This is a genomic window from Leeuwenhoekiella nanhaiensis, from assembly GCF_002744755.1.
GTDB classification, from domain to species: domain Bacteria; phylum Bacteroidota; class Bacteroidia; order Flavobacteriales; family Flavobacteriaceae; genus Leeuwenhoekiella; species Leeuwenhoekiella nanhaiensis.
The window spans coordinates 68,394-94,705 of the sequence record NZ_KZ319294.1 but is presented as its reverse complement, the minus strand read 5'-3'; the positions used below and the strand labels follow the sequence as shown (position 1 = coordinate 94,705).

Annotated in this window: 25 protein-coding genes; 18 read left to right on the top strand and 7 right to left on the bottom strand. The window is 43.2% G+C overall.

Annotated features, from left to right (window positions below):
* Nucleotides 1–18 precede the first annotated feature (18 nt).
* The 10 genes from CJ305_RS14080 (at nt 19) to CJ305_RS14035 (ending at nt 10,610) form a co-directional block, all read left to right on the top strand.
* On the top strand, nt 19–975 hold the full coding sequence (locus CJ305_RS14080; RefSeq protein ID WP_099646922.1) for an ABC transporter ATP-binding protein: 957 nt from the start codon (nt 19–21) through the stop codon (nt 973–975).
* A complete protein-coding gene (locus CJ305_RS14075; protein WP_099646921.1) occupies nt 975–2,264 on the top strand; it encodes an ABC transporter permease in 1,290 nt (429 codons plus the stop codon). The genes CJ305_RS14080 and CJ305_RS14075 overlap by 1 nt, the downstream gene beginning before the upstream one ends.
* 6 nt (nt 2,265–2,270) lie before the next feature.
* The gene (locus tag CJ305_RS14070) at nt 2,271–3,206 is read left to right on the top strand and encodes a mechanosensitive ion channel family protein (RefSeq protein ID WP_099646920.1); all 936 of its coding nucleotides are present in this window, start codon (nt 2,271–2,273) and stop codon (nt 3,204–3,206) included.
* Entirely contained in the window at nt 3,199–4,086 is an 888-nt protein-coding gene (locus CJ305_RS14065; protein ID WP_099646919.1) for a hypothetical protein, read from the top strand. Before CJ305_RS14070 ends, CJ305_RS14065 begins: the two co-directional genes overlap by 8 nt.
* Nucleotides 4,087–4,088: 2 nt before the next feature.
* The gene (locus CJ305_RS14060; RefSeq protein ID WP_099646918.1) at nt 4,089–5,252 is read left to right on the top strand and encodes a sigma-54-dependent transcriptional regulator; all 1,164 of its coding nucleotides are present in this window, start codon (nt 4,089–4,091) and stop codon (nt 5,250–5,252) included.
* 11 nt (nt 5,253–5,263) lie between these two features.
* Complete coding sequence (locus CJ305_RS14055) at nt 5,264–6,133, top strand: PPK2 family polyphosphate kinase (protein ID WP_099646917.1); 870 nt, start codon at nt 5,264–5,266, stop codon at nt 6,131–6,133.
* A 223-nt stretch (nt 6,134–6,356) separates the two neighbouring features.
* Entirely contained in the window at nt 6,357–7,772 is a 1,416-nt protein-coding gene (locus CJ305_RS14050) for a M20/M25/M40 family metallo-hydrolase (RefSeq protein WP_099646916.1), read from the top strand.
* Between the two features lie 20 nt (nt 7,773–7,792).
* Complete coding sequence (locus CJ305_RS14045) at nt 7,793–8,389, top strand: LURP-one-related family protein (RefSeq protein ID WP_099646915.1); 597 nt, start codon at nt 7,793–7,795, stop codon at nt 8,387–8,389.
* A gap of 132 nt (nt 8,390–8,521) precedes the next feature.
* Nucleotides 8,522–8,857 (top strand): hypothetical protein, encoded by a 336-nt coding sequence (locus CJ305_RS14040; protein WP_143469390.1) that lies wholly within the window; start codon nt 8,522–8,524, stop codon nt 8,855–8,857.
* A gap of 217 nt (nt 8,858–9,074) precedes the next feature.
* Complete coding sequence (locus CJ305_RS14035) at nt 9,075–10,610, top strand: GH3 family acyl-acid amido synthetase (protein ID WP_099646913.1); 1,536 nt, start codon at nt 9,075–9,077, stop codon at nt 10,608–10,610.
* Between the two features lie 225 nt (nt 10,611–10,835).
* Here the strand turns inward: CJ305_RS14035 and CJ305_RS14030 are convergent, their stop codons facing one another.
* Entirely contained in the window at nt 10,836–11,390 is a 555-nt protein-coding gene (locus CJ305_RS14030) for a hypothetical protein (RefSeq protein ID WP_099646912.1), read from the bottom strand.
* A gap of 124 nt (nt 11,391–11,514) precedes the next feature.
* On the opposite strand from CJ305_RS14030, the gene CJ305_RS14025 reads away from it, so the two are divergent.
* The 5 genes from CJ305_RS14025 to yidC all read left to right on the top strand — a co-directional run bounded on the left by CJ305_RS14025 (nt 11,515) and on the right by yidC (nt 17,495).
* A complete protein-coding gene (locus tag CJ305_RS14025; RefSeq protein ID WP_099646911.1) occupies nt 11,515–12,882 on the top strand; it encodes an MATE family efflux transporter in 1,368 nt (455 codons plus the stop codon).
* Nucleotides 12,883–12,885: 3 nt separating this feature from the next.
* Nucleotides 12,886–13,452: a pentapeptide repeat-containing protein gene (locus tag CJ305_RS14020; protein ID WP_099646910.1), complete on the top strand. Its 567-nt coding sequence runs from the start codon at nt 12,886–12,888 to the stop codon at nt 13,450–13,452.
* Nucleotide 13,453: 1 nt separating this feature from the next.
* A complete protein-coding gene (locus CJ305_RS14015; protein ID WP_189319455.1) occupies nt 13,454–13,702 on the top strand; it encodes a DUF3820 family protein in 249 nt (82 codons plus the stop codon).
* 102 nt (nt 13,703–13,804) lie between these two features.
* On the top strand, nt 13,805–15,433 hold the full coding sequence (locus CJ305_RS14010) for a CTP synthase (protein ID WP_099646909.1): 1,629 nt from the start codon (nt 13,805–13,807) through the stop codon (nt 15,431–15,433).
* 199 nt (nt 15,434–15,632) lie between these two features.
* Nucleotides 15,633–17,495, top strand: a complete 1,863-nt coding sequence (gene yidC / locus CJ305_RS14005) for a membrane protein insertase YidC (RefSeq protein ID WP_099646908.1) — start codon at nt 15,633–15,635, stop codon at nt 17,493–17,495.
* 79 nt (nt 17,496–17,574) lie between these two features.
* Here yidC and CJ305_RS14000 read toward each other — a convergent pair whose 3' ends face one another.
* Complete coding sequence (locus CJ305_RS14000) at nt 17,575–19,410, bottom strand: fasciclin domain-containing protein (RefSeq protein WP_099646907.1); 1,836 nt, start codon at nt 19,408–19,410, stop codon at nt 17,575–17,577.
* 207 nt (nt 19,411–19,617) lie between these two features.
* Here CJ305_RS14000 and mnmA point away from each other — a divergent pair, with 207 nt between their 5' ends.
* Together mnmA and CJ305_RS13990 are read left to right on the top strand one after the other, a co-directional pair.
* Nucleotides 19,618–20,823 (top strand): tRNA 2-thiouridine(34) synthase MnmA, encoded by a 1,206-nt coding sequence (mnmA, locus tag CJ305_RS13995; protein WP_099646906.1) that lies wholly within the window; start codon nt 19,618–19,620, stop codon nt 20,821–20,823.
* A 9-nt stretch (nt 20,824–20,832) separates the two neighbouring features.
* Nucleotides 20,833–21,771, top strand: a complete 939-nt coding sequence (locus CJ305_RS13990; protein ID WP_099646905.1) for an NAD(P)H-dependent flavin oxidoreductase — start codon at nt 20,833–20,835, stop codon at nt 21,769–21,771.
* A 56-nt stretch (nt 21,772–21,827) separates the two neighbouring features.
* On the opposite strand, the gene CJ305_RS13985 is transcribed toward CJ305_RS13990, so the two are convergent.
* Complete coding sequence (locus tag CJ305_RS13985; RefSeq protein WP_099646904.1) at nt 21,828–22,424, bottom strand: hypothetical protein; 597 nt, start codon at nt 22,422–22,424, stop codon at nt 21,828–21,830.
* A 307-nt stretch (nt 22,425–22,731) separates the two neighbouring features.
* Nucleotides 22,732–23,955: a DUF4998 domain-containing protein gene (locus CJ305_RS13980; protein ID WP_099646903.1), complete on the bottom strand. Its 1,224-nt coding sequence runs from the start codon at nt 23,953–23,955 to the stop codon at nt 22,732–22,734.
* 209 nt (nt 23,956–24,164) lie between these two features.
* On the opposite strand from CJ305_RS13980, the gene CJ305_RS19745 reads away from it, so the two are divergent.
* On the top strand, nt 24,165–24,296 hold the full coding sequence (locus CJ305_RS19745) for a hypothetical protein (RefSeq protein WP_262490583.1): 132 nt from the start codon (nt 24,165–24,167) through the stop codon (nt 24,294–24,296).
* 60 nt (nt 24,297–24,356) lie between these two features.
* On the opposite strand, the gene CJ305_RS13975 is transcribed toward CJ305_RS19745, so the two are convergent.
* The 3 genes from CJ305_RS13975 to CJ305_RS13965 form a co-directional block, all read right to left on the bottom strand.
* Nucleotides 24,357–25,037 carry a type 1 glutamine amidotransferase domain-containing protein gene (locus CJ305_RS13975; RefSeq protein ID WP_099646902.1) on the bottom strand — a complete coding sequence of 227 codons (681 nt, stop codon included), beginning with the start codon at nt 25,035–25,037 and terminating at the stop codon, nt 24,357–24,359.
* Between the two features lie 126 nt (nt 25,038–25,163).
* Nucleotides 25,164–25,691 carry a CIA30 family protein gene (locus CJ305_RS13970; protein ID WP_099646901.1) on the bottom strand — a complete coding sequence of 176 codons (528 nt, stop codon included), beginning with the start codon at nt 25,689–25,691 and terminating at the stop codon, nt 25,164–25,166.
* Between the two features lie 10 nt (nt 25,692–25,701).
* Nucleotides 25,702–26,238: a DUF421 domain-containing protein gene (locus CJ305_RS13965; RefSeq protein WP_099646900.1), complete on the bottom strand. Its 537-nt coding sequence runs from the start codon at nt 26,236–26,238 to the stop codon at nt 25,702–25,704.
* Nucleotides 26,239–26,312 lie beyond the last annotated feature (74 nt).

Here is a 26,312-nt window from a genome sequence, read left to right as displayed (position 1 = left end):
TTTTGATTTCACGTATAGATGACAGACCTTCTTGTTGCTGAGCATATAAAGAAACAATACGGTACATATACAGCCCTTAATGATCTTTCCATAGCTATTCCTAAGGGCAGTATTTTTGGACTTTTAGGACCCAATGGTGCCGGTAAGACTACGCTTATACGCATCATCAATCAAATCACAATGCCCGATTCGGGTAAGGTTTTTTTAGATGGTGAGCCGCTTGATCCTAAACACATTATGAACATCGGTTATATGCCCGAAGAACGTGGTCTGTATAAATCGATGAAAGTAGGTGAGCAGGTTATTTATCTGGCCCGACTTAAAGGTTTAAGCCTTGATGAAGCTAAAAAACGCAGCAAATACTGGTTTGAGCGTCTCGGCATGATGGACTGGTGGAACCGAAAAATTCAGGAATTATCAAAAGGGCAGGCTCAAAAGGTTCAGTTTATTGTTACCGTACTGCACCGTCCTAAACTGCTCATTTTTGACGAACCTTTCAGTGGTTTTGACCCTATTAATGCCAGCCTGATTAAAGATGAAATTCTTCAGCTTCGAAATGATGGAGCAACTATTCTTTTTTCGACTCACAGAATGGAATCTGTAGAGCAAATGTGTGATCATATTGCGCTGATGCATAAAAGCAATAAAGTGCTAGATGGTAAACTTATTGATATCAAGAGGGCATTTCGCACCAATACCTACGAGATAGGTATTGAAACGCTTAATGACACCCTTGAAAGTAAGAATCTCTTGCATACAGACGTGATGAGTGGATTGTCTGAGTCCTGGGAAATAACCCCGGCGCATTTTAAAACCATAAATGAAAACGACCTGAAAATCAAAGTAAAAATCCCTGAGCATCACACACCAAATGATTTACTGAATTACCTTACGTCTAAAGGGCTCATCAATCATTTTGTGGAGGTGATCCCCACAGTAGATGATATTTTTATTCAAACCATAAACGCAAATTAATGGGAGCTTTAGGTTTAATAATAAAGAGAGAGTACAAAGCGCGGGTAAGCAATCGCTCGTTTATCATCATGACCTTTTTGAGTCCGTTGATTGTAGTGGGTATGATTATGTTAATCACCTATCTCACCAGCCTCAATCAGGCAGGCAGACAAACCATCGTTGTGGTTGATGAAAGCGGATTGTTTTATAAAGAATTTGAAAGTACAGCAGATATTGATTTTCTGGATCTTTCGCCTGCAGGCATTGAACTGGCGAAAAGTGAAGTAGAGGATAAGAATTATTTCGGGTTGCTATACATTCCGCAGAATATAAAGAATAATACTTCGGGAGTACGGTTTTATGGAAACGAAGCCCCGGCCATTTCGGTCTTAGAGGGTATTGAAGAACAAATTCAAACCAAACTGACTAACGAAAAACTTCTGGATCGTGGGGTTGATCTCGATTTGATTGATGAGTCTCAGACTACGGTATCAATAAGCATTGAAGATTTTAAAGGAGAACGTACCTCAAAAATTTCAAGCTGGATTAAAGCCGGAGCCGGTGGCGGAGCAGGCTATCTGCTTATGATGTTTATCATCATCTACGGAAACATGGTAATGCGGTCTGTGATTGAGGAAAAAACGAATCGTATTATTGAAGTGATCATTTCTTCTGTAAAACCTTTTAAACTGATGATGGGTAAAATCATTGGGACCACGCTTGCCGGAATCACGCAATTTTTGATCTGGCTGCTTATAGGTGGTGGTTTATTGCTGTTTTTAGCCCTCTATCTCAATTTAAATCCGTTAGAAAATCAGTCGGCGGTGGGCAATATGGCGGTCACCAAAATGGATAAAATAGAACTTGTGGTATTAGATATACTCAATTTACCACTGCTCAAGCTGGCCTTTTTCTTTTTGATTTATTTTATTGGAGGCTATTTCCTCTACAGCTCGATATATGCTGCCATAGGTGCTGCAGTAGACAGCGAGACCGATACCCAGCAATTTATGCTTCCGGTAATTATGCCGCTTATGCTGGCTATTTACGTGGGCTTTTTTGCAGTAATTGAAAATCCCGACGGTTCTATAGCTACGGCATTTTCCATGATTCCGCTTACCTCGCCCATTGTCATGTTGATGCGTATTCCTTTTGGCGTGCCCTGGTGGCAGTTGGCATTGTCGGTAAGCATATTGGTAGCCTCGTTCCTGTTCACCGTATGGTTTGGCTCAAAAATCTACCGCGTGGGAATATTGATGTATGGCAAAAAGCCTACTTACAAGGAAATTTTAAAATGGATTAAGTACTAGCAAGCTATGATTCAGGAAAATGTAAAGGAAACGGTTAAGGAAGGTGCTGAGAAAGTAAAAGACGTCATTCAGGAAGATATTTGGGAAACCATTAAAGACTTCCTGAATTTTGGTTTTCATTTGGGTACCGAACAAAACCCAATCAATCTGACCATAGGTCACCTTTTACTGGTGATTATTGCCTTTATCGTAGCTACTGTGGTCTTAAGACTCATTCGCAGTCTCATCACCCGAAAGATGGATACCGAAAATGAACTCAAATTCAAGAGCATTTTCAAGTTCATAAGATACATTGTTTATATCGCAGTCGTGCTTTTCACATTAAGTGCTTCGGGAGTAGATATAACCGTTTTACTTACTGCATCAGCCGCGTTGTTTGTAGGTCTGGGTCTTGCCTTACAGGATTTATTTACAGACATCATTGGCGGAATATTTATAATGGTAGATAAGTCCCTTGCCGTGGGCGATGTGGTAGAGATAGACGGCAAAGTAGGCCGCATTTTTGAGATCAAGCTGCGCACCACTCGTGCCCTTACCCGCGATGATAAAGTGATCATTGTTCCCAACCATCATTTCATCAGTGATATCGTATATAATTACACCCAAAACCACCGCACCACCCGCGAAGCTGTAAAAGTGGGAGTGGCTTATGGCAGCGACACAGCTTTGGTACGTAAAATACTTTTAGAATGTGCAGCCAAGCAAAATGGCATTCTCAAAAGCCCTAAGCCTTTTGTGCTTTTTGAAGACTTTGCAGATTCTTCCTTGAACTTCGGGATTTACTTTTTCATCAACGACAGTTTTTCTGATCCGCGTATCAAGAGTGAATTGCGCTTTCGCATTGATGAACAATTCAGGGCTAATAAGGTTACCATTCCGTTCCCACAACGCGATGTGCATTTTTATCCCACAACCCCAATACAACCTAAATCAGATGAATAAATACCTCTTGTTATTATGTCTTTTCGGAATAAGCTATACCAACCACGCGCAAACCACAGATATTGCCCGTGTGGAATATATGCACATCCCGTTTAGACAATCTGATAACAATGTAGGTCGATTTAGGGCTTTGCTACAGGTGCCCATTCCGCTAGATAAAGATTTGAACAAAATTCTGGTTGCCGGCTTTGAGTACCGCAACACCAGTATCGATATTAACGATCCCGTGCCTTCAGGTTTCAATTTGCAGGAAGTGGGAACCTTACATCGCATTGAGGGGTATCTGGGCTACACCTGGAAACTGAATGAAAACTGGCGCGTGGGCGTTAAAGCCGGTACCCGTATCAATTCGAATCTCGAAGGGAGTCTGGTAGCTGACGACTGGATTTATACGGCTTCAGTTTATGCTATTAACGATATGAAAGATGCCGAAGTGGGCAAGCCTTATCGTTGGATTTTTGGTCTGGATTACTCCAGTACACCGGGGCGTAATTTCCCACTTCCCATTGTTAATTACTACCGGGAGTTTCACCCCAACTGGACGTATACTTTGGGTGTTCCGAAAACTAACATGCGTCATTATTTAAACGACGACCACAAAGATGCATTGCAAGCCTTTTTAACGCTTGATAACTTTTTTGCCAACATTCAAAACAATATGGTGATTAACGGGCGTACCGCCGAAAACATCTCCATGACCGTGGTGTTAGGAGGTCTCGGTTACGAGCATTATTTTACAAAGCATTTGCTATATTACGCTTACGGAAGCTATTCGATCAGCAATGATTTCAGGCTTCGGGATAATACGCGTGAAGATATTTACACCATTAACAGCGCCAATACTTTTTATTTTAGGTCGGGCGTCAAATTTAAATTTTAGACATGTCAAAGATTTTAATCATTGAAGATGAAGCCGCAATCCGCCGGGTTCTCAATAAAATTCTATCTGAAGAAAATAAAAACTATCAGGTTGAAGAAGCCGAAGATGGTCTCGAGGGCATGGAAAAAATCAAGGATAACGATTACGATCTGGTGCTTTGTGATATCAAAATGCCTAAAATGGACGGCGTCGAAGTGCTGGAAGCAACCCGTAAGATCAAACCCGAAATTCCGGTGGTTATGATTTCGGGTCACGGCGATCTCGATACCGCGGTAAACACCATGCGTCTGGGAGCTTTTGATTACATCTCCAAGCCGCCCGATCTTAACCGCCTGCTGAATACCGTGCGCAATGCTTTAGACCGAAAGAGTCTGGTGGTAGAAAATACCCGACTCAAGAAGAAGGTAAGCAAGCAATACGAGATGATTGGTGAGAGTGAGGCCATTGTCAAAATCAAGGAAATAATTGAAAAAGTGGCTCCTACCGAAGCCCGCGTGCTCATCACCGGCTCAAACGGGACCGGTAAAGAACTGGTTGCTCACTGGTTGCACGAAAAAAGCGAGCGCGCAAACGGACCCATGGTTGAGGTGAACTGTGCTGCGATCCCTTCGGAATTAATCGAAAGTGAATTGTTTGGTCACGTAAAAGGTGCTTTTACTTCGGCTAATAAAGACCGCGCCGGGAAGTTTGAAGCCGCAAACGGTGGCACCATTTTCCTGGATGAGATAGGGGATATGAGTCTTTCGGCGCAGGCGAAAGTATTGCGCGCCCTGCAGGAAAATAAGGTTTCACGCGTGGGTAGCGATAAAGACATTAAGGTTGATGTGCGCGTACTGGCTGCAACCAATAAAAACCTGAAAAAAGAGATTGAAGAAGGTAAATTTCGCGAAGATTTATACCACCGTCTGGCGGTAATTCTTATTCCGGTGCCGGCTCTTAATGAGCGTCGCGATGACATCCCCTTGCTGGTAGACCATTTCTCCAACAAAGTGGCTCAGGAGCAGGGTACAGCCGTTAAAAATTTCACGCCTAATGCGATCAAAAAGCTTCAGGAATATGACTGGACGGGGAATATTCGCGAGTTGCGCAATGTGGTAGAACGCCTTATTATTTTAGGTGGAACAGAAGTTTCCGAAGAAGACGTAAAACTTTTTGCGAGTAAATAAATTAATCGATTATGAAAGCAGCAGATTATCAGGTAACCCGGTCCATTAAACTCACAGATTATAAAACCCACGAAGATTTCGGCAAAAAAAGCAAGCTTGAAGACGAACTCGATGAGGTGAGTAAAGCCATTGCCGAAATTCAAAATGCGATGTATGCTCACGGTAAATATGCCGTGCTCATTTGCATTCAGGGGATGGATACGGCCGGGAAAGATAGTCTCATTCGCGAAGTGTTTAAAAACCTCAATCCGCGCGGCCTGGTGGTTCACAGTTTTAAGGTGCCCACACCGCTTGAGTTGGGTCACGATTACCTGTGGCGGCATTATGTGGCGCTACCGGCACGTGGAAAATTCGGTATTTTCAATCGTACCCACTACGAGAATGTTTTGGTGACCCGTGTACATCCCGAGTATATTTTGGGCGAAAACATTCCGGGGATCGACAGCATCGCTGATATTGATGCGGCATTTTGGGAAGAGCGGTTTCGACAAATCAATAATTTTGAGCAACACATTGCCGAAAACGGAACCATCATCTTCAAGTTTTTCCTGAATCTTTCCAAAGAAGAACAGAAAAACCGCCTGCTGCGCCGTCTCGACAAACCCAATAAAAACTGGAAATTCTCTCCCGGTGATTTGAAAGAGCGCAAACTTTGGGACGATTACCAGCGTTGCTACGAAGAGGCGATTAACAATACCTCCAAATTTCATGCGCCCTGGTACATCATTCCGGCAGACGACAAGCCTACCGCCCGTCTCATTTTAGCTAAAATTCTTCTCGAAAAACTTTCAGAATATACAGATATTAAAGAGCCCGAACTCGACGAAAAAACCAAAGCCAACATCGATCAGTATCGAAAGGAACTGGAAGGGGAGGAGTAGGTTTAAAGTAGAAATACTAAATGAGTTGGCAGTAGCAGCCGGCAGTAGGCAATTCTGTATTTATAAAGACTGCATACTGCGACTGCCAACTTCCAACTAGCACTATAGCGGGATAAACGCTGGAGGCGATATTTAAATTTTGAACATTAAATTTTGAATTCGTTCACCCGTTTACGCGCAGAGAATAGTACTTTTAGAATTCCACAGTTAAAAAAACAGAATTTTGAAAAAACTAGCTTTATTCCTTGTAGTGTTTTGTGGTCTGACGCAGGTACAGGCGCAAACGACAAAAGATTCCCTCCAACTTCGCAATTTTTATGATCTTTCGCTATTAAACGGGCAAAGTTATCAATGGCTCGATGCCCTGTCTAACGACATTGGTGCGCGCCTGAGTGGTAGCGCTGGTGCAGAAAAAGCCGTACAATGGGCTAAGGCCGAGCTCGAGGCTATTGGTCTTGATAAAGTCTGGCTACAGCCGGTTATGGTGCCCAAATGGGAACGCGGCGCTCCCGAAAAAGCCTGGATAGACGGCCCTGACGGAAACATCGATGTGCCGGTTTGTGCATTAGGCGGTTCGATTGCAACTGCTGCAGACGGCATCACGGCTCCCGTCATTGAAGTTCAGGGGCTCGACGATCTCGCCAAGTATGGGGAAGATCAGATTAAAGGTAAAATCGTTTTTTACAACCGCCCTATGCAGGCCGATTTGATTCAAACGTTTTCTGCCTATGGAGGTTGTGTCGATCAGCGGTATTCGGGGGCTCGTGAAGCTGCCAAATACGGCGCGGTAGGTGTGATCGTGCGTTCGATGAATTTGAGAATGGACGATCTGCCGCACACCGGCGCAATGTCATACGGTGATCTGCCTAATGAGCAGCGTATTCCCGCAGCGGCAATCAGTACCAACGGCGCTGCTCTGTTGAGTAAAATGCTGAAAAAGGATAAAGACACCCGGTTCTACTTAAAAATGAATTGCCAGAATTATGAAGATGTGCCTTCGTTTAACGTGATAGGTGAGATTACCGGAAGCGAAAAACCCGACGAAATTATGGTTGTAGGCGGGCATCTGGACAGCTGGGATCTGGGAGACGGCAGCCACGATGATGGTGCCGGGGTCGTTCAAAGTATGGAAGTCTTACGCCTGATGAAAGCGGCTAATTACAAACCCAAACACAGCATTCGCGTGGTACTGTTTATGAACGAAGAAAACGGTTTACGCGGGGGTAATAAATACGCTGAGGTCGCCACAGAAAAAGGCGAACGTCACGTTTTCGCATTGGAAAGTGACGCAGGAGGTTTTACACCACGCGGATTTTCATTTGATGCTGATGCAGCCAATTTTGAGCAAATCCAAAGCTGGATCCCGTTGTTTAAACCCTATTTGATTCACTATTTTGAATTGGGTGGAAGCGGTGCAGATATTGGTCCGTTAAAAGGCAACGGAACCGTTCTTGCTGGTTTGCGTCCCGATTCGCAACGCTATTTTGACCATCACCACGCCAGTAACGATACCTTTGATGCGGTTAACAAACGCGAACTCGAATTGGGTGCGGCGACAATGACCAGCCTCGTGTATCTGATGGATACCTACGGCGTAAAACCTGCGCCAATAACTAATGAAGCAGAACTAAAAGACTAAAAACTATTCCTAACCTTTCTATGAAAAACCTCCAATTTCCGATTGATTTTGTGTTTCGCATCAGCACATTTTCTAATGACTTTACCGCTACAGATGCCTTTGGGCATACCGTGGGTTACATCCGTCAGAAGATGTTTAAGCTGAAAGAGGAAATAAAAATTTATGCCGATACCTCTCAAAATCAACTCAATTACACCATTAAGGCAGACCGCTGGCTCGATTTTTCGGCTGCTTATGCGTTTTACGATGCAAACGAAAACGAGTTTGGCAAGATCGTGCGTAAGGGCTGGCGCTCTATCTGGAAAGCCAAATACCAGATTGTAGATGATAATGGTACTCCGGAATATACTATTGAAGAAGAAAACGGATGGGTAAAAGTAGCCGATTCGCTGTTTGGCGAAGTGCCGGTTGCGGGAATGCTTACCGGGTATTTCTTTAATCCGGCGTATAAAGTAACCGATAAAAACGGAGCTAAAATCGCCCGACTCAAAAAGCAGCCTTCCTTTTTTGGACGCAAATTTCAGGTCACCAAAGAAGGCCCAATGGACGAAGGTGACAGCGAGCGCATTATGCTGGGCTTAATGATGATGATTTTACTGGAGCGCAGGAGAGGGTAAAATTTATTTTTATTTAGGCTTTCAATTCAATGTTCAAAATTTTAAATTCAAAATAAAAAGGACAACAGCTAAACAGGCAATTCTTAAGAACACATTTTAATCATTTATTCATTGATTGGGCCCGTAAATATCTTGAGTAAAGACAGGCAAATTTATCTGGAAGCAGGTAAGTACAAAATCCTTTGTTTAGGAGGTTGGGGTGTCGAGCTAAATGAATTTGAAATAAAACTTAAGGAAATAGAGGGCGCAGGCGTCTTGAATTCCAGAAAAGCTAAATGGCCTGTTCAGTCTTATGTTTTGAATAAAAGAGCCAAACGTATTGGAACTGTTGAGGTTTTGAAATCCGGGAATTATATATTGGAATTTATTCATCCCTATTCGCTTCGTGTAAAGAAATCAAATCTCTTTTTTGCATCCCGCTTTGAAAAGTTTTTGGATACTAAAGCGATTGATGTAGTTCTTTTGTAGCCTGAAACGCGACACCGCGTGAGGGATAGTAGCGGAAATCCTGACTTTGCGGAAGGTTTACCTGACGACAAAGGCAGATTGCAGCGAATAGCCCGACCCGAAGGGGCACGCCCAAGTAATATAATGCCAATAGATTACTCTTGTTAAACTTCTTATAACTAACGACCTCGTTCTCACGGGGTCGTTTAATTTTGAATACAACCAAAATGTAGTATTTATGGCAATCTTAGGCGCACTCATAAAAGGAATTATTGATATTTCTGACAAGGTTATACCGGAATCAAACCCAATTGAAGAGCAGCAGGAAGTTTTAGAAAAACTGCTTAAAAAAGCCAAAAACACGCAGTTTGGTAAGTACTACGGCTTTGAAGCCATCCTAGAATCCGAGAATCCGGGCAAGACTTTTGCTGAGGAAGTTCCGTTTTTTGATTACAACAGCATCAATGAGGAGTGGTGGTCTAAAATGCACGAAGGGGAAGAAGACGTGACCTGGCCTGGGTTGCCGCATTATTTTGCGTTGAGTAGCGGAACGACCGGTAAAAGCAGCAAGCGTATTCCGGTAACCGATGAAATGATTGATGCCATTCGTACCGCCGGTATTAAGCAGGTAGGTGCACTTGCCCATTTTGATCTGGAAGCCGATTTTTTTGAGAAAGAAATCATGATGTTGGGAAGTTCGACCGATCTTCAGAAACGAGACGGTCACGAAGAAGGGGAGATCAGCGGTATTAGCGCCAGTAATATTCCGTTTTGGTTTAGAGGCTACTACAAGCCCGGTGAAGACATTGCTAAAATCGAAGATTGGGACGAGCGTGTGCAGCATATTGCCGAGAAAGCTGAAGAATGGGATATCGGTGCGCTGAGCGGTATTCCCAGCTGGATTGAGCTGATGCTCGAGAAAGTGATTGAGCATCACAATTTGAAAAATATTCACGAGATCTGGCCGAACCTGCAGGTGTATACTTCGGGTGGTGTTGCATTTCAACCTTACGAAAAGAGTTTTAATGCGCTACTGGGTAAACCCATCACGGTTATTGATACCTATCTCGCTTCGGAAGGCTTTATCGCTTTTCAGGCAAGACCTGAAACTGACGCGATGAAACTGGTGACCGATAACGGAATCTATTTTGAGTTCGTGCCGATGAACCCTGATTACATCAACGAAGACGGCTCCATCGTGCAGGATGCGCCCGTGATTGGACTGGCCGATGTTGAGGAGGACAAAGATTACATTTTAATCATTTCTACCGTTTCGGGTGCCTGGAGATATTTGATAGGGGACACCATCGCGTTTACCGATAAAGCCCGTGCCGAAATCAAGATTACCGGGCGAACCAAATTCTTCCTCAATACCGTGGGTTCACAACTTTCGGTAAATAAAATGGAAGCTGCTGTACAGGAGCTGGAGGAACAATTTGATATTAAAATTCCTGAGTTTACGATTGCGGCAAAGCGAAATCCCGAAGACGATGAGTTTTACCACTATTGGTACTTAGGTACCGAAACTTCAGCCTCAAACGAAGAATTGGCCGATGCCTTAGATAAAAGCCTTCAGGAAGCCAACAAAAACTACGGCGTAGCCCGAAGCAAAGCCTTAAAAGGCGTCATCGTAAACACCGTGAAACCTGAAATTTTCTATGAATGGAGTGGTGCCAACAAGAAAAAAGGCGGTCAGGTGAAAATGGAAAAAGTGATGAACGAAGAGAAATTCGCTGAGTGGGAAGCTTTTGTAAAGGAGTACGCGGGGAGTTAGGGGTTTTGGTAAACGGTGAAAGGTAAAATGTGAGAAGTGAGAGGTATCTCTAAATAGTGGTTTAGGGTTTACGGTTTTCTGTTTGCGGCTAATGGATTTGAAATCTCGGAATTTGGAAATCAGAGTTCTTGAATTTGTTTCTTAGAAACAAGAAACAAGAAACAAGAAACAAGAAACAAAAAATAAGACCTTTTAACCAATAACCAATAACAATTACCCTTGCCATCACCCCTCATTAATCAGCCTCATGATTTCCTCAGGTGAAAGATACAGGCGTTTAATACGGGCTTTGTAGGGTTCTGAAATGTGTGCGTGATTCAGTATAAAGTCTTTGGTTTTTAAAATGTATTCGCCCATTCCGTGTGCCACGGCAAAGGTGTCAGCCGCACGTTCCGCTTCTCGTATAAACTTCGGGAAATACAAATATTTGATTCCAAACCAAATGAGCCCCAGGCTACTGCGATCCCGGTAATCCATCACATGCCCCAGTTCGTGGCCTATCCACCCAATCAAAACATCTGAAGGGATATTTGTGATTTTAAACGACTCGTCTTCAATTTTCACTTTTTTACTGATGAAAATCACGTATTCGCGTCGCTTACGGGGTTTTAGCAGGGACTTGAATACCGGCTGCGCCTGCATGGTCGACTTTTTAATGTCCTTTTTAAACTGAAAGCGTATCGGAGTTTTCCGCAACTGCGGATAGTAGGAAAGCGCGGTTTGCGCTTCGTTTTTAATAGCTTCCGGAATGATTTTGTTGGAAAAGTCGCTTGTATTCATAGACCCTGTAAAGGTAAGGGAAATGCTGTTTTTCGGCTGTTAAGGCCGTTGTAAATTAACAAACTTGGCGTCTGTCATCGTCTGCTATCTTAAACTTAAAAAGTATTTTTGCACTTCCTAAAAAATGGCAGTTTTGTTAAGTAATTACACGCAGGAATTCCGTCAAAATTTAAAGATCGCCTATCCCGTGATGCTGGGACAATTGGGCCATATTCTGGTTGCTTTGGCTGATAATCTGATGGTTGGCAGGCTGGGCGCCGCGCAGTTGGCCGCGGTGTCGCTGGGCAACAGTCTTATTTTTATTGCGCTGTCGCTGGGCATTGGTTTTTCGTTTGCGATTACTCCATTGGTTGCTGAAGCAGACGGTGCCGGGGATACCGCTATGGGTCGCAATTACTTTCACCATGGCATCGTAATGTGTACCCTAAATGGTGTCTTATTATTTTTGTTATTGCTCCTCGCCAAACCCATCATGTATATGCTCAATCAACCGGTAGAGGTGGTAGAGCTGGCCCTGCCCTATATGGATATTGTGGCGTTTTCGCTCATCCCGTTGATGACCTTTCAGGCGTTTAAGCAATTTGCAGACGGACTCTCAAACACCCGTTACGCGATGTACGCTACATTGGTGTCTAATGTGGTGAATGTCCTGTTCAACTTTATTCTGATTTACGGATTTTGGATTTTCCCAAGACTCGAACTGGTAGGTGCAGCCTGGGGTACCCTCATCTCCCGCTTTTTTATGCTGTGGATGCTGTATTACATTTTAAAAAGGAAAGATAAATTCAAACCCTATTTTGTGTGGACGCGCAGAAAGGCTTTTCAATGGCCCATTTTTAAGCGTCTTTTTGACCTGGGTTTTCCTACCGCAATGCAGATGCTTTTTGAAGTCTCACTCTTTACCTCCTGTATTTTTCTTTCGGGGCTTTTGGGAACAAATGCTCAGGCGGCCAATCAAATAGCCCTCAATCTCGCGGCGATGACCTTTATGATTGCCGTGGGGCTTGGCGTTACGGCGACCATTCGTGTGGGAAATCAAAAAGGTAAAGCCGATTTTAAGAATATGCGACGCATCGCATTTTCGCTGTTTCTGCAGGTGTTTCTCATTGAAGCCGTGTTTGCGCTGGGCTTTATTTTGCTGAAAGACATTCTGCCTACTTTCTATCTGGATAATGTGGAGGTAATTGTGCTTGCCGCGCAATTGCTGATTGTGGCTGCATTGTTTCAATTGAGTGATGGCTTACAGGTGGTGATTCTGGGTGCTTTGCGCGGGTTGCAGGATGTAAATATCCCAACGGGAATCTGTTTTTTGGCCTACTGGCTGGTTGGTTTTCCGGTGGCGTGGTATTTTGGGCAGGAAGATCAGGCGGGGAGTCAGGGCATTTGGTACGGCTTGCTGGCGGGGCTTAGTGCTTCGGCAGTCTTGTTGTATATTCGGTTTGATTATTTAAGCCGAAAGCTGATCCGATTGAAACAGGCTGAAAATTCCTAAACGATGAATGAACTGATCACAGACCAAATTTTTGAAGGGCGTAATTTCGCCGAAAAACCACTGGAAGCTGATTTTGAAGAATGCATCTTTAGAAACTGTGTGTTTGCCAAAACCAATCTTTCGGGTTTGAGTTTTACCAATTGTACATTTGAAAACTGTGATCTGAGCGGAGCGAAACTCCTGAAAACAGCGATTCAGGAATGTGAGTTTCTAGAATGTAAAATGCTGGGACTTGCATTTGAGACCTGTGCACCCATTTTGTTTCAGATTACCTGTACACGCTGTACGCTTAATTTCAGCAGCTTTTATCAGGTAGATTTGACCAATTCTGGCTTCAATACCTGTAAATTGCTCGAGGCTGATTTTACGGAAACCGATCTTTCGGGCATTTCCCTTGCCGGTTGTGACCTTTCCGGAGCTACTTTTGATCATACCCGACTGGAGCGAACCGATTTTTCTTCCGCAGAAAACTACACGATTAACCCGCAGCTCAATAAAATTACCGGAGCTATTTTTGGCAAAGAAGGCCTCCCCGGTTTGCTTTCGGCCTTCAACATAAAAATCGTCTGATTTGGATCCCGAAAAACTCATCGAACTGGCGCATTACAAAATGCCTTTTGGCAAATATAAAGACCGGTATCTGGTAGACCTGCCCGAATATTATTTCACCTGGTTTAAGCAGAAAGGCTTCCCCGAAGGCAAGCTCGGCCTGATGATGCAGCAGATGTATGAGATTAAAGTAAATGGTCTTGAAGAATTGATCTATAAAATCAAGCGCCAATATCCTGCGCCCCAACCGAAAAGAAAACCCAAAAAATAATACCAAAAAGGGCTAAAAGGGTTCGCCAATAAATCCATACCTTTGCATCCCGTAGACGCGCTCTTTATGTTAAAAAGAGCTTAATTTATTTTCACGATACAGATGGCAGACACTAAGTACATCTTCGTCACGGGCGGGGTTTCTTCTTCATTAGGTAAAGGTATAATCGCAGCTTCACTGGCCAAATTATTACAGGCACGGGGTTATCGCGTGACCATTCAAAAATTAGATCCATACATCAACGTAGATCCCGGGACGCTCAATCCATACGAGCACGGCGAATGTTATGTGACCGATGACGGTGCAGAAACCGATCTGGATTTGGGCCATTACGAGCGCTTTTTAAATGTAAACACCTCTCAGGCTAACAACGTAACTACCGGTCGTATTTATCAAAGTGTGATCGAAAAGGAACGCCGCGGCGAGTTTTTAGGAAAAACCGTACAGGTGGTGCCGCATATCACAAACGAAATCAAGGAACGCATCAAGCAGCTGGGTAAAACCGGCGATTATGATATCATCATCACCGAAATCGGCGGTACGGTAGGGGATATTGAATCTTTACCCTATATCGAATCGGTACGTCAGCTAAAATGGGAATTGGGCGATGAGAATGCACTGGTAATCCACCTTACGTTGGTGCCGTATCTTTCGGCGGCCGGCGAATTAAAAACCAAACCCACGCAGCACTCGGTAAAAACCCTGATGGAAAGCGGTATTAAAGCTGATATTTTGGTTTGCCGCACAGAGCACGAACTGAGCGATGACCTACGTGAGAAACTGGCTTTGTTTTGCAACGTGCGTAAAGAAGCGGTCATTCAGTCTATTGACGCGTCTACCATTTACGACGTGCCTAATATGATGCTTGATGAAGGTCTGGACACCATAACACTTCAAAAATTGAGCTTACCTACAGACAGTGAGCCGGTGCTTACCCGCTGGAATGAGTTTTTACGCAGACATAAAAATCCGCAGGCTGAGGTTACTATAGGTCTTATTGGTAAATACGTGGAGCTTCAGGATTCCTATAAATCGATCTTGGAAGCTTTTATTCACGCCGGTGCAGAGAATGAGGTCAAAGTGAAGGTAGAACCTATTCACTCGGAATTTATTTCGCAGGATATTATAGATAATAAAATTGCCAAACTTGACGGCTTACTGGTTGCTCCCGGATTTGGCGAGCGCGGTATAGAAGGTAAAATCAAAGCCGTACAGTATGCCCGAGAGCATAAGATTCCATTTTTAGGGATTTGCCTGGGGATGCAAATGGCAGTTATTGAATTTGCCCGTAATGTAGCCGGACTCAAAGAAGCCAACTCGATTGAAATGCAGGCCAATACTCCAGATCCTGTGATTGACCTGATGGAAAGCCAAAAAGACCTGAAGCATATGGGTGGCACGATGCGTCTGGGAAGTTGGGATTGTAAACTAAAGCCCGGAAGCATTGTAAGCGAGGTGTATGATGCCGAACTCATTTCAGAACGTCATCGCCATCGTTATGAGTTTAATGATAAATACCGCGCACAACTGGAAGAAGCGGGGCTCAACATTACCGGAACCAACCCCAAGACCGGTCTGGTAGAGATTGTAGAGCTGGCAGACCATCCCTGGTTTGTAGGCGTGCAATACCATCCCGAATATAAAAGTACTGTTGCTAATCCACATCCCTTATTTGTAGCCTATGTACAGGCTGCTGTAAAATTCAGCAAGTCAAAAAAGGCACATGGATAATCTCAAAAGCAGATATCATTTTGAAAAAGAATAGCTTAAGCGTGGCGGGTTTGAGATAAAATTCCGCCAATGTGGCATAAAACAAATTGCTGGGCTTATTCTTGAAAGCAACAGAGACCGTATATTCGCGGGCGAAAAATTTCCGCAAGAAATTAGAATAATGACAATTGAAAAAAGGCAGTGATTGCCTCAATAACTTATGGAAGAAAAGAAATTTGACAAACAATCGATGATAGGCTTCCTGCTTATAGGAGCTATTTTATTGTTTATGTTATGGCAAAACCAGCCTTCTCCGGAAGAGCTGGAAGCTGAGAAAGCCAAAGAGGAGCAGGTTGAAGCTGCTAAAACCAATCCTGCACTAACACCAACCGAATCTACAGTTGCCGATGCTACACCGCAAAACGACTCGCTGGCGCAGGAGCGTTACAAGGCGACTTTAGGAAGTTTTGCCTATTCAGCTACGCTGCCTTCTGCAACAGATGCAGTTACCGAAATCGAAAATGAGGTTTTAGCTTTAAAAGTGAGTAATAAAGGCGGTTTTATTACAGAAGCAAAGCTGAAAAATTACAAGAGCTACGACTCGGTACCGGTTTACCTCATTAAAGACGGAAACACCCGTTTTAACCTGAATTTCAGCACTACCGATAACCGAACTCTGAATAGTGAAAACTTATATTTTGAGCCCAAGTTAACCACCGAAGGTGAAAACCAGGTGTTATCGATGAAGCTGAAAGTTTCAGATTCTGAATATCTGGAATATCGGTATACCCTGAAACCCGATGATTATATGATGGGCTTTGGTATCAAAACCGTAGGCCTTCAAAATGTAGTGAATACCTCGCAGCCTTTAAATCTCGATTGGGAACTGAAAGGTTACCGTCACGCGAAGAGTATTACCTATGAAAATCGCTATACCCGTCTTACCTACGAATATGAAGGCGGTGATCACGATAAACTGAGCCAATCTGGGGACGATGATGCGATCGAGACCGATGTAGACTGGTTTAATTTCCGTCAGCATTTCTTCAGTTCGATTTTAATGACCGATCAGCCTTTTGATGAAGTTACCTTTAAGTCTCAGAATTTGGTTGAAGATGAAGAAGTAGATACCGTTTTTACCAAGAAATATGCGGCGAGTATGCAGCTTAAACCGGTTAACGGCGAGCTCAATAACGCGATGAATTTCTATTTTGGCCCTACCGATTATCAGGTGTTGAATAACTACGACCGCGGTCTGGATGAGGCGATGCCTTTGGGCTGGGGTATTTTTGGGTGGATCAACAAATACCTGATTATCCCGTTTTTTAATATTCTGGTAGCCTATTTCCCTGCGGGAATCGCCATCATTTTATTGACGGTTTCGATCAAGTTATTGCTTTCGCCCGTACAGTATAAGCAATACCTGTCTCAGGCCAAGATGAAAGTACTGCGTCCCGAGATCAATGAGATCAACGAGAAGTACGCAGACAACCCTATGAAAAAGCAGCAGGAAACCATGAAGCTGTACAGCAAGGCCGGTGCAAGTCCGTTAAGCGGATGTATTCCCGGATTGCTTCAGATCCCGGTTTTCTATGCTTTATTTACCTTTTTCCCTTCGGCATTTGTATTAAGACAGAAGAGCTTCCTGTGGGCAGATGACCTTTCGAGCTATGATAAGATTGCCGATTTGCCGTTTAGCATTCCGTTTTACGGAGACCACGTGAGTTTGTTCCCAATTCTGGCTTCTATCGCCATCTTTATTTATATGACGATGACTACGGGGCAGACGATGCAGCAAACGAGTCAGCCGGGTATGCCAAATATGAAATTCCTGATGTACCTGTCGCCGATTATGATGTTGTTTTTCTTCAACAACTACGCGAGTGGATTGAGTTTGTACTACTTCGTTTCAAACCTGATTACGATCGGAATTATGCTTGTGATCAAGAATTTTATCCTGGATGAGCAGCGCATTCACGCCAAAATTGAGACCGCTAAGGCCAAGCCGAAAAAGCAAAATCGTTTCAGCAAGAAGTTTTCTGAAATGATGGAGCAGGCTGAAAAGCAACAAAAGAATAAATAATCTTTTTTGTCCCAACTTCAATAGAAAAGCCCTTCAGTTTTGTGCTGAAGGGCTTTTTCATTTTAGGGAATTTTAATTCTTACAATTCCGGAAGAATTACTTTGTCAATAGCGTGAATAACACCATTGGAGGCCTGTACGTCAGTTACAATAATGTTACTTATTCTTCCATTAGCGTCTGTTATAGTTGCTGCGCTCGCATCAACGTCAACATCTCCGCCAAGTGTAGTTACTGTACCGGTCATTAAATCTCCCGCACGTACATTAGCTTCCGCGATTACGTGCAGATTGAGTGCTGCTTCCAGAGTTGCAGTAGGAATATCTGCTAATGCATTTATACCCTCTAATTCAGCTACTAAACTTGTAAATGCAGCATTGGTAGGAGCAAATACGGTGAAAGGAGCCGGACTTGTACCATTAGCTGTAGAAAGCGTGGTAACGTAGTCAAAAGCAGGTTCACGGGTTAAGGCTGCAACAAGACTGGAGAAGGTAGGATCTGCGGTGGCAAATGTAACAACGGTTGGCAGCTCAATTACTGCATTAACTGTGTGTACCACACCATTATTGAAGGTAAAATCCGTTCCGGTGATATTTGCTCCTGTTCCTGAAGATCCACCATTAATCATAGTAGTACTGCCTTCGAAATTTAGATACATATTGATGTTGGCATCGGTATCACCAAAAGTTGCTAAAGTAGTTTCATAACCTGTACTGAGGTCGTCTTCCATTTTAACTTCACCTAAAACGTGATTCAGTAGAATTTGCGCTACCTGCTCCTGAGTGAAGTCAGTTAAAGCTGCACCATCAAGAAAAGTGGTAAAAGCGGCATCGTTAGGGGCAAATACGGTGAACGTTCCTTCACCCGCAAGCGTTGCATCAAGCTCAGCGTATTCTAAAGCGGCCAATAATAGACTGTAGTCTTCATTGCCGGCAACAAAACCTGCAATTGATTGATATACTTCAGGTAATTCGGGCAGGATGACTGCATCAATTGCGTGTACTACGCCATTACCGGCCTGTACATCAGTCACAACAATGTTAATCACTCTTCCGTTAGCATCGGTTATGGTAGCATTTTCGGCATCAATTTCAATGTCCCCGCCTAGAGTTTCCACAGTTCCGGTCTCTAATCCCGCTGCGCGTACATTAGCCCCGACGATTACGTGAAGATTGAGCGCTGCGGCAACAGTGGCTGCATCCAGATCACCAAGTCCGGTCGCTCCTAAATCTTCCAAAAGCGCGGCGAATGCTGCATTCGTTGGAGCAAAAACAGTAAATGTTCCGTCCATGTCAGACAGTGTGGCTGCATAGGTAAAGGAGTCATCAGCAGTAAGCGCTGCTTCAAGAGAATCGAATGTAGGATCTGCAGTTGCAAAAGTAGCTACCGAAGGAATGTCAATAACTGCATCAACAGCGTGAACCACACCGTTTGAAAATACATTGTCAGCAGAGACCACAGTAGATGCCCCGTTTACGGTAACGACTCCGGCATTTACGTTTACATACATATTTATGTTAGCTTCAGTATCGGAATAAGTTGCCAATGTACTTTCATAACCAGATGTCAAATCAGCACTTGTTTTCACCGCACCTAAAACGTGATTGAGTAAAAGATTTGTCAGATCAGCAACCGGCACGTCTGCAAGAGCAGTTCCGTTAAGATAGGCATCAAATGCATCATTATCAGGAGCAAAAACGGTAAAACTGCCCTGTCCGTCTAAGGTAGCAGTAAGGTTAGTGCGCTCTAGCGCGGCGGCCAGAGAAGAGTAGTTTGGATTTTCAGCAACAAATTCTGCAATCGATTGCGGCTGAGGTTCAATAATGTTTCCATTATCGTCGTCATCACTACAGGAGGTAAATCCCACTGCAATCACAACAAAAAGGAGAGCTTGGAGTGTTTGTTTTAAATGTTTCATAGCTTATTTGATTTGTTAATATGTTAAAGCTACGGTCTGACAACTCTTAATTTGTCTAAGATTAAGTTAAAAAAGTTAAACAAAATTATAATTAACATAACTAAATCCTTTTAGGTCAGTGAATTGTGTCGGGATTAAAGTCGGCGAATAGTTTTGTAAATTTGCCGTTTTAAAAGCGACAAAATTGTTCACATTTAAAAGTGACTTATGAAAACAGTGGTTGTAGGATTGAGTGGAGGAGTAGACAGTAGTGTTTCGGCCTATTTGCTGAAAGAGGCGGGATACCGGGTAATTGGTCTTTTTATGAAAAACTGGCACGATGATTCGGTGACGATTTCTGATGAATGTCCCTGGCTTGATGATAGCAACGATGCCATGCTTGTTGCTGAAAAGCTTGGAATTCCCTTTCAAACGGTTGACCTGAGTGAGCAGTATAAAGAGCGCATTGTAGATTATATGTTTCGGGAATACGAAAAAGGACGCACTCCAAATCCGGATGTACTCTGTAATCGCGAAATCAAATTTGATGTGTTTATGAAAATCGCGCTCGATCTGGGTGCAGATTATGTCGCTACCGGCCATTATTGCCAAAAAGGGGAAGTTGAAGTCGATGGCAAACCGGTTTATCAATTGCTTGCAGGGGCAGATGCTAACAAAGATCAGTCTTATTTTTTGTGCCAGCTTTCGCAGGAGCAACTTGCCAAAACCTTGTTCCCAATCGGTCATCTTCAGAAAAGTGAAGTGCGTAAAATCGCCAAAGAGCAGAATTTAGTCACTGCGGAAAAGAAAGATTCTCAGGGATTGTGCTTTATAGGAAAAGTGCGCCTGCCCGATTTTCTTCAGCAAAAATTAAAACCGAAAGAAGGGGTGATTGTAGAAATCACTGCCGAAACTGCACGTGAGAAAATTGAAGCCTTACATACCGAGACGGAAGCAGGTGCCGCTGTGGCATTGAGCGACGTTGCAACTCTGGCTCAAAAACCCAAATACAAACTGAGCGATGGCAAAGTTGTAGGGAAACATCAGGGTGCTCATTATTTTACAAAAGGTCAGCGCAAGGGCCTTGCAGTGGGAGGAACACCCGAGCCCCTTTTTGTATTGGATACAGATGTTGAAGAAAATGTGATTTATACCGGTCAGGGTAAGGAGCATCCCGGTCTGTTGCGCAGCGCGTTGTTTATTCAGGAAGACGAGGTGCATTACATTCGCGAAGACCTGGCACTTCAAGCCGGCGAAGTTCGCGAAGTGGAAGCGCGAATACGCTACAGACAGCCTTTGCAAAAAGCGATGCTTCATAAGGTAGAAGAGGGAATGTATGTTTCTTTTGAAGAGCCGCAGTCTGCTATTAGTGAAGGACAGTTTGTGGCCTGGTATGATGGTGCAGAATGTCTGGGTTCCGGTGTAATTTCTTAAAGTCCAATTTTGAATACGATCACCTCACTTTTCAATATTAAATATCCCATTATTCAGGGCGGAATGGTCTGGAACAGCGGCTGGGAACTTGCCTCGGCAGTGAGTAATGCCGGAGGTCTGGGACTCATTGGCGCAGGTTCTATGTATCCTGATATTTTACGCCAGCACATTCAGAAATGTCAGGCTGCGACCGATAAGCCTTTTGGGGTTAATGTACCGCTGTTGTATCCTGATATTGATCAATTGATGCAAATCATTATTGAAGAGGGAGTCAAAATTGTGTTTACCAGTGCCGGTAATCCTAAAAGCTGGACCTCGCATCTCAAAGAACAGGGAATTACCGTCGTACACGTGGTAAGCAGTGTAAAGTTTGCTTTGAAGGCTCAGGAAGCCGGGGTAGATGCCGTAGTAGCCGAAGGCTTTGAAGCCGGTGGACATAACGGCCGGGAAGAAACCACCACCTTTACGCTTATTCCTATGGTGAGGGAGCAATTAGCTATTCCGTTAATTGCAGCCGGAGGTATCGCGACAGGCCGAGGAATGCTGGCAGCTATGGTTCTCGGGGCAGACGGCGTACAAATGGGAAGTCGGTTTGTAGCTACCGTAGAAGGCAGCGGGCATCAGGCATTTAAAGATCTTGTGGTTCAGGCGAAAGAAGGGGATACCGAACTCACACTTAAAGAACTCGCACCGGTGCGTTTGCTGAAAAACAAATTTTACGAGGATGTCAAAGCCCTGTATACCAAAGCTCCTACAAAAGAGGAACTGAGCAATTTATTGGGCAGAGCCCGGGCAAAAAAAGGCATGTTTGAAGGCGATCTGGAAGAAGGCGAACTCGAAATAGGCCAGGTAAGCGCACTCATTCACGATATCAAACCTGTAGCTGAGGTAATCGAAGAATTGATCATCGATTTTGAGCAGGCAAAAAAGCAAATGATGTTGCTCTAAATTCTAAATAAAAAAGGGCTTTCATCGAAGCCCTTTATACTTTTTATCTATCAGGATTATTGTTCCGTAGCTACAGATTCCCACTGCATAGATTCCAAAATAGCTACAATCATTGCGTTATACTCTGCTTGAGATTTACCGCGAACGGAGGTAGCAAAGTCAACATAAGAAGCCTCGCCCTTAGTCGATTCTTCAATGGGCACTAAAATATGATCTACCTGAGCAGAACCAATACTGTTAGGTGCTTTATACCTATAAACCGTATAATTTCCCATTTCTTCGGCATTATTAGTGTTTAGATGTCTGGTCGCTTCTTCGGTATTCATCCAGGTCATATTCATAATAAAACCGTCGGTAAGTCCGCCATAGAAGGAATTGTCTTCACCCGAATATTTTATGGTTAATCCATTGCCCGCTGCTTCGACTGAAGCTCGCTCCGGGTGCAGGAAACTCAGATTCCACTGACCATCCATTTTTGGGCTTTTGTAAAGTTCATAACCTTCCGGAATAAGTTCTTCTGCAGGTGGCTCGGGTTTTTCAACTGGGATTTCAGATTTAGTTTCAGCCAAATCCTTTTTAGATTCGTTTTGGTCACAGGCAGTAAAAAATGCAAGTGAAAGGCTTATTCCGGTATATAAAATTAGTTTTCTCATCTTTTTGAATTTTAAAAGTTGAGACTAAAGTAGCGCTATTTGATCAAGAGGAATTTTTAAGAATTGCTAAAAAAAACCGGGAGCTGTTAAGTTCTGTTAAGCAAGCAGCGGTAGTTTTCGGGGTTTTTCAACTGTAATTTTTTGATTATCAATTTTATGTGTATGAATAAATAGTTCTTTAACAGTACGAGTTAAATATTTCCCAGAATTCAGCTCTTACAGGTATTGAACTAAAAAATCCGGACATTTCCTATCTCTAAGTGAGATTCTGAAATGTCCGGAAGCAATAAAACAACTAATGCAAATGCTAGTCTGCAGGAATCAGTTCAAATGAGAATATATTGCAGAAGCGCCCAGGTGTCTGTCCCCACTGCGTCGTAATTTGACCAATAGTGATATCAGTGATTTCATCTAAAGAAAATTCCAGGCGGTATATTTCAGGCATATTTGCTACGTATGCTGTGGTATGAATGCGTTCAAAAACGAGAACTTCTGGAGCAGTGGTTACATCGCTTACATCCGGGAGTTCAAAACCTTTGGAAACCACAAAATATGACCCTCCTTCATCGGTCTCGCTATGGTTACTGTCACGCACCGATATTTCAAGAGCATAATTTCCTGCCGGGGCTTCTACGCTTTGATAAATCTTACCATTGTTGATTGCTGAAGCTCCCCAGCCCGATTCCATATTAAATATATTACCATTCCATTGGTCCCAGCCTCCATGTCCTCCTGGGTGTATTAAAACAGGTTCAGTGGTGGTCCAGTCAGCAAGAACACCCCAGCGTCCACTTACGGAAGTAGCGATAAAGGGAACGGCAGCATTCTTAAGCACAGGAAATTCTACCACCGGAGTTACCGTATTATAATTAACATAAAAAGTGTCTACGGCAAGTGGGGAGGGTACAAAAACGGTGCGATACCTGTAGCTGGTATTACGTTTAAAGTCGTCAATAATAACCCGGTCCTGACTAATAGGAAAGAAAACGTTTTGCATTTCACCGGCTGTATTCTCGTAATTAAGTTCGATGCCTATGGGTCCTGTGCTAAAATCCATTCCGTCAAATTGAATGTCTAATTTGCTCTGTGCAAGATTAGAACTGCCTACCGGTCTGTTCAATAAGTTTTTTCTATAGTTAGCACCATAAACTTCTGATGCTCCTTTCACGATGGGAGAACCCGAGCCTGATCCATCAGCGGTTTGCATTTGAAAATTGTAAACGCGTTCCTCAAGATTGTTTATGTATTCTGAAAAATATTGGTCTTCGTTTCCAGGAATGACTGGAATACGTAGTGAATTGGCTCCATCGTTCCAGTAAATCATAACCTCCTGAATATTGGAGCCACCCGGTACAGTTCCTTCAATTTTCACCCGGTTTTCGCCCGGCTTTATAGAAAAGGTCTTAAGCTGTGCTACCGTTTCGTCCTGAGGCATTATTGCCAGACTGTCATCGGAATCACAAGCTGCTAAAAACAGAAGGCCAAAAAGTATCGTGCAAATTTTAAATGTGGTACGGGTAATTTTTTTCATCTATTAAATCTTTTAAAAACGAAATCGATATCGCTTACGTTAAAAAGTATCTAAAAATAGTGAAGGAGATTAAAAGCGGTAACCTGTTCTATCCTGCTTGGACATAAAGGTTTAAATCGAAGCAGGTTGCAATTCTGGTATTTTACTACTCGTTTTTTATTTTGCAGAAAATTCAGTCTGATTTCCTTTTGCAACAAGTCGCTCTATAAATGAATACTGAAGAACAATTTTCAAATAGCCCGGGTGATCACCTCATTCACGATATCAAACCCGTAGCTGAGGTAATCGAAGAATTAATCATCGATTTTGAGCAGGCGAAAAAGCAAATGATGTTGCTCTAAATTCTAAAAAGTAAAAAGGGCTTCATTCGAAGCCCTTTTTTAGATCGTATTTTTCCGCTACTAGGAAATTTTAGCTAATAAAATCTCAGCTACTTTTTCTGAAGAAGCCGGGTTTTGTCCGGTTATTAAAAGACCATCTTCCTGAGTGAATACAGACCAATCGTCACCTTTTGCATACAATGCGCCGCGTTCTTTCAGCATATCTTCAACCAAAAAGGGTACGACATCGGTTAATTGTACCGCTTCCTCTTCACTATTGGTAAAACCGGTAACTTTTTTACCTTTTACCAGATAGTTTCCGTCCTTGTCTTTTACGTGCTTAAACACTGCAGGAGCGTGGCATACAGCACTCACAGGCTTGTTGTGGTTGTAAAAGGATTCGATAAGCGCTATAGAATCTTTGTCTTCTGCAAGATCCCATAGCGGACCGTGACCACCTGGGTAAAAAATAGCATCAAAACCTTCCTGATCTACGCTGTCTAGTTTTAACGTGGAAGACAGTTTTTGTTGAAGCGCCTCGTCTTTATTAAAACGTTTGGTCGCTTCGGTTTGCGCGTCTTCTGTTTCACTTGAAGGGTCAATAGGGGGTTGACCACCTTTTGGAGATGCGAGTGTTATATCTACATCTTTATCGTGCAGAAAATAGTAGGGAGCAGCGAATTCTTCAATCCAAAAACCGGTTTTTTTACCGGTGTCTCCTAATTTATCGTGACTTGTTAAAACAAAAAGTACTTTTTTCATAATAGTGTATTTTAGAAGCAAATGAAATTTGCCTGTTGCGTTATTAATTCAAAACAAAGGTACCCTGTGCTCCTGAAAACGAAGTTGACCTATGGTAAGAGACCGCGTTAAAGTTTTCTTTAGAAATTAGTCTGCAATAGCAATGCTTTCAATAAGCAGCTTAAAATCCTGCGCTTTCCCATTTCCGATCAAAAAGGTGATCTGCTCGATTTGATCTTTATCGAAATTGGGTCTTCGCAGGCGTTGTCCACGAAATTGCGGATACATATTCTTTAAAGGGATACGCAGGGTTTGCCACGCTCCAGTAGTGGTAAATTCTGAAATATAAGAGTGACGGGTTGAGGTACGGTCTTTAACCCGAAACTGGTAGGTTTTACCATCTCCTTTAACGCGTATTTCAATAACGTCTTCTGGAGAAACCTTAAGTGGGTTGAAGGCATATTGTACCGAAGAGAATCCGCCGTTATTTTCAAGCGAAACATAACCCGTAAATTCACCGTTGCCGGCTTCGTTGAGCTGAAAGTCTGCATTAGACACACCGCCCATAACCGTATCATTTACGACACGCCAGTTTGAAATATCGCTTTCGTTTGAAAAGTTGAAAATAACGGTGTTCATAGTAGCAAATAGTATAAGGATAACAACTGATTTCATAATCGTGATTTTAAGCGTGTTTTCGTTTTACATCTCCCATAATATAGTCCTCCAGTTGCAGCGTCTCGTCTGTGGTATGCATAACGCTGATTTCGCCGGTGGTTTCGAGAATTACGGCTTTTACTTCAGAAAGCCTAATGACATTCGCTTCCCGTAATTTTGACTGAAGTTCTGCTTCGGTGACCTTGCTGGCTTTCATATTATCCCAGATAACCTCGCCATTTTCCATCAGGAGCAGGGGATCGTTGTCAATAAGATCTTCTGCTTTTTCAGATTTGAAACGCAACAGGGTTACTAAATAATTCAGGCTAAAGAGCGCAATAAGAATGACCGCTCCCAGTAAAATGGAAGGTTTGCTTGAGTTGATACTCATCCCCAGAATACTACCAATGGCTACGGTAATCACAAAATCAAAGCCGGTCATTTTGCTGAAACTTTTCAGCCCAAAAATGCGGGTGAGTATTACTATAAGGATAAAAATGAGCACGGTACCCAGCACCGATTCCAGAATAAGATCGTCATTTCTGAAAAAATAAGAAGAATCCATAAGTCGTTGTTTCCTGTTAGTTTAACAAGGTACAACGGGCACGTACAGATTCTTCTTGAGCAGGTCTTAAATAG

Bases quoted from the DNA above. Each gene is read 5' to 3' on its own strand.
- CJ305_RS14080 (WP_099646922.1), top strand. From the start codon at position 19: ATGACAGACCTTCTTGTTGCTGAGCATATAAAGAAACAATACGGTACA.
- CJ305_RS14075 (WP_099646921.1), top strand. From the start codon at position 975: ATGGGAGCTTTAGGTTTAATAATAAAGAGAGAGTACAAAGCGCGGGTA.
- CJ305_RS14070 (WP_099646920.1), top strand. From the start codon at position 2,271: ATGATTCAGGAAAATGTAAAGGAAACGGTTAAGGAAGGTGCTGAGAAA.
- CJ305_RS14065 (WP_099646919.1), top strand. From the start codon at position 3,199: ATGAATAAATACCTCTTGTTATTATGTCTTTTCGGAATAAGCTATACC.
- CJ305_RS14060 (WP_099646918.1), top strand. From the start codon at position 4,089: ATGTCAAAGATTTTAATCATTGAAGATGAAGCCGCAATCCGCCGGGTT.
- CJ305_RS14055 (WP_099646917.1), top strand. From the start codon at position 5,264: ATGAAAGCAGCAGATTATCAGGTAACCCGGTCCATTAAACTCACAGAT.
- CJ305_RS14045 (WP_099646915.1), top strand. From the start codon at position 7,793: ATGAAAAACCTCCAATTTCCGATTGATTTTGTGTTTCGCATCAGCACA.
- CJ305_RS14035 (WP_099646913.1), top strand. From the start codon at position 9,075: ATGGCAATCTTAGGCGCACTCATAAAAGGAATTATTGATATTTCTGAC.
- CJ305_RS14030 (WP_099646912.1), bottom strand. From the start codon at position 11,390: ATGAATACAAGCGACTTTTCCAACAAAATCATTCCGGAAGCTATTAAA.
- CJ305_RS14025 (WP_099646911.1), top strand. From the start codon at position 11,515: ATGGCAGTTTTGTTAAGTAATTACACGCAGGAATTCCGTCAAAATTTA.
- CJ305_RS14020 (WP_099646910.1), top strand. From the start codon at position 12,886: ATGAATGAACTGATCACAGACCAAATTTTTGAAGGGCGTAATTTCGCC.
- CJ305_RS14010 (WP_099646909.1), top strand. From the start codon at position 13,805: ATGGCAGACACTAAGTACATCTTCGTCACGGGCGGGGTTTCTTCTTCA.
- yidC (WP_099646908.1), top strand. From the start codon at position 15,633: ATGGAAGAAAAGAAATTTGACAAACAATCGATGATAGGCTTCCTGCTT.
- CJ305_RS14000 (WP_099646907.1), bottom strand. From the start codon at position 19,410: ATGAAACATTTAAAACAAACACTCCAAGCTCTCCTTTTTGTTGTGATT.
- mnmA (WP_099646906.1), top strand. From the start codon at position 19,618: ATGAAAACAGTGGTTGTAGGATTGAGTGGAGGAGTAGACAGTAGTGTT.
- CJ305_RS13985 (WP_099646904.1), bottom strand. From the start codon at position 22,424: ATGAGAAAACTAATTTTATATACCGGAATAAGCCTTTCACTTGCATTT.
- CJ305_RS13980 (WP_099646903.1), bottom strand. From the start codon at position 23,955: ATGAAAAAAATTACCCGTACCACATTTAAAATTTGCACGATACTTTTT.
- CJ305_RS19745 (WP_262490583.1), top strand. From the start codon at position 24,165: ATGAATACTGAAGAACAATTTTCAAATAGCCCGGGTGATCACCTCATT.
- CJ305_RS13975 (WP_099646902.1), bottom strand. From the start codon at position 25,037: ATGAAAAAAGTACTTTTTGTTTTAACAAGTCACGATAAATTAGGAGAC.
- CJ305_RS13970 (WP_099646901.1), bottom strand. From the start codon at position 25,691: ATGAAATCAGTTGTTATCCTTATACTATTTGCTACTATGAACACCGTT.
- CJ305_RS13965 (WP_099646900.1), bottom strand. From the start codon at position 26,238: ATGGATTCTTCTTATTTTTTCAGAAATGACGATCTTATTCTGGAATCG.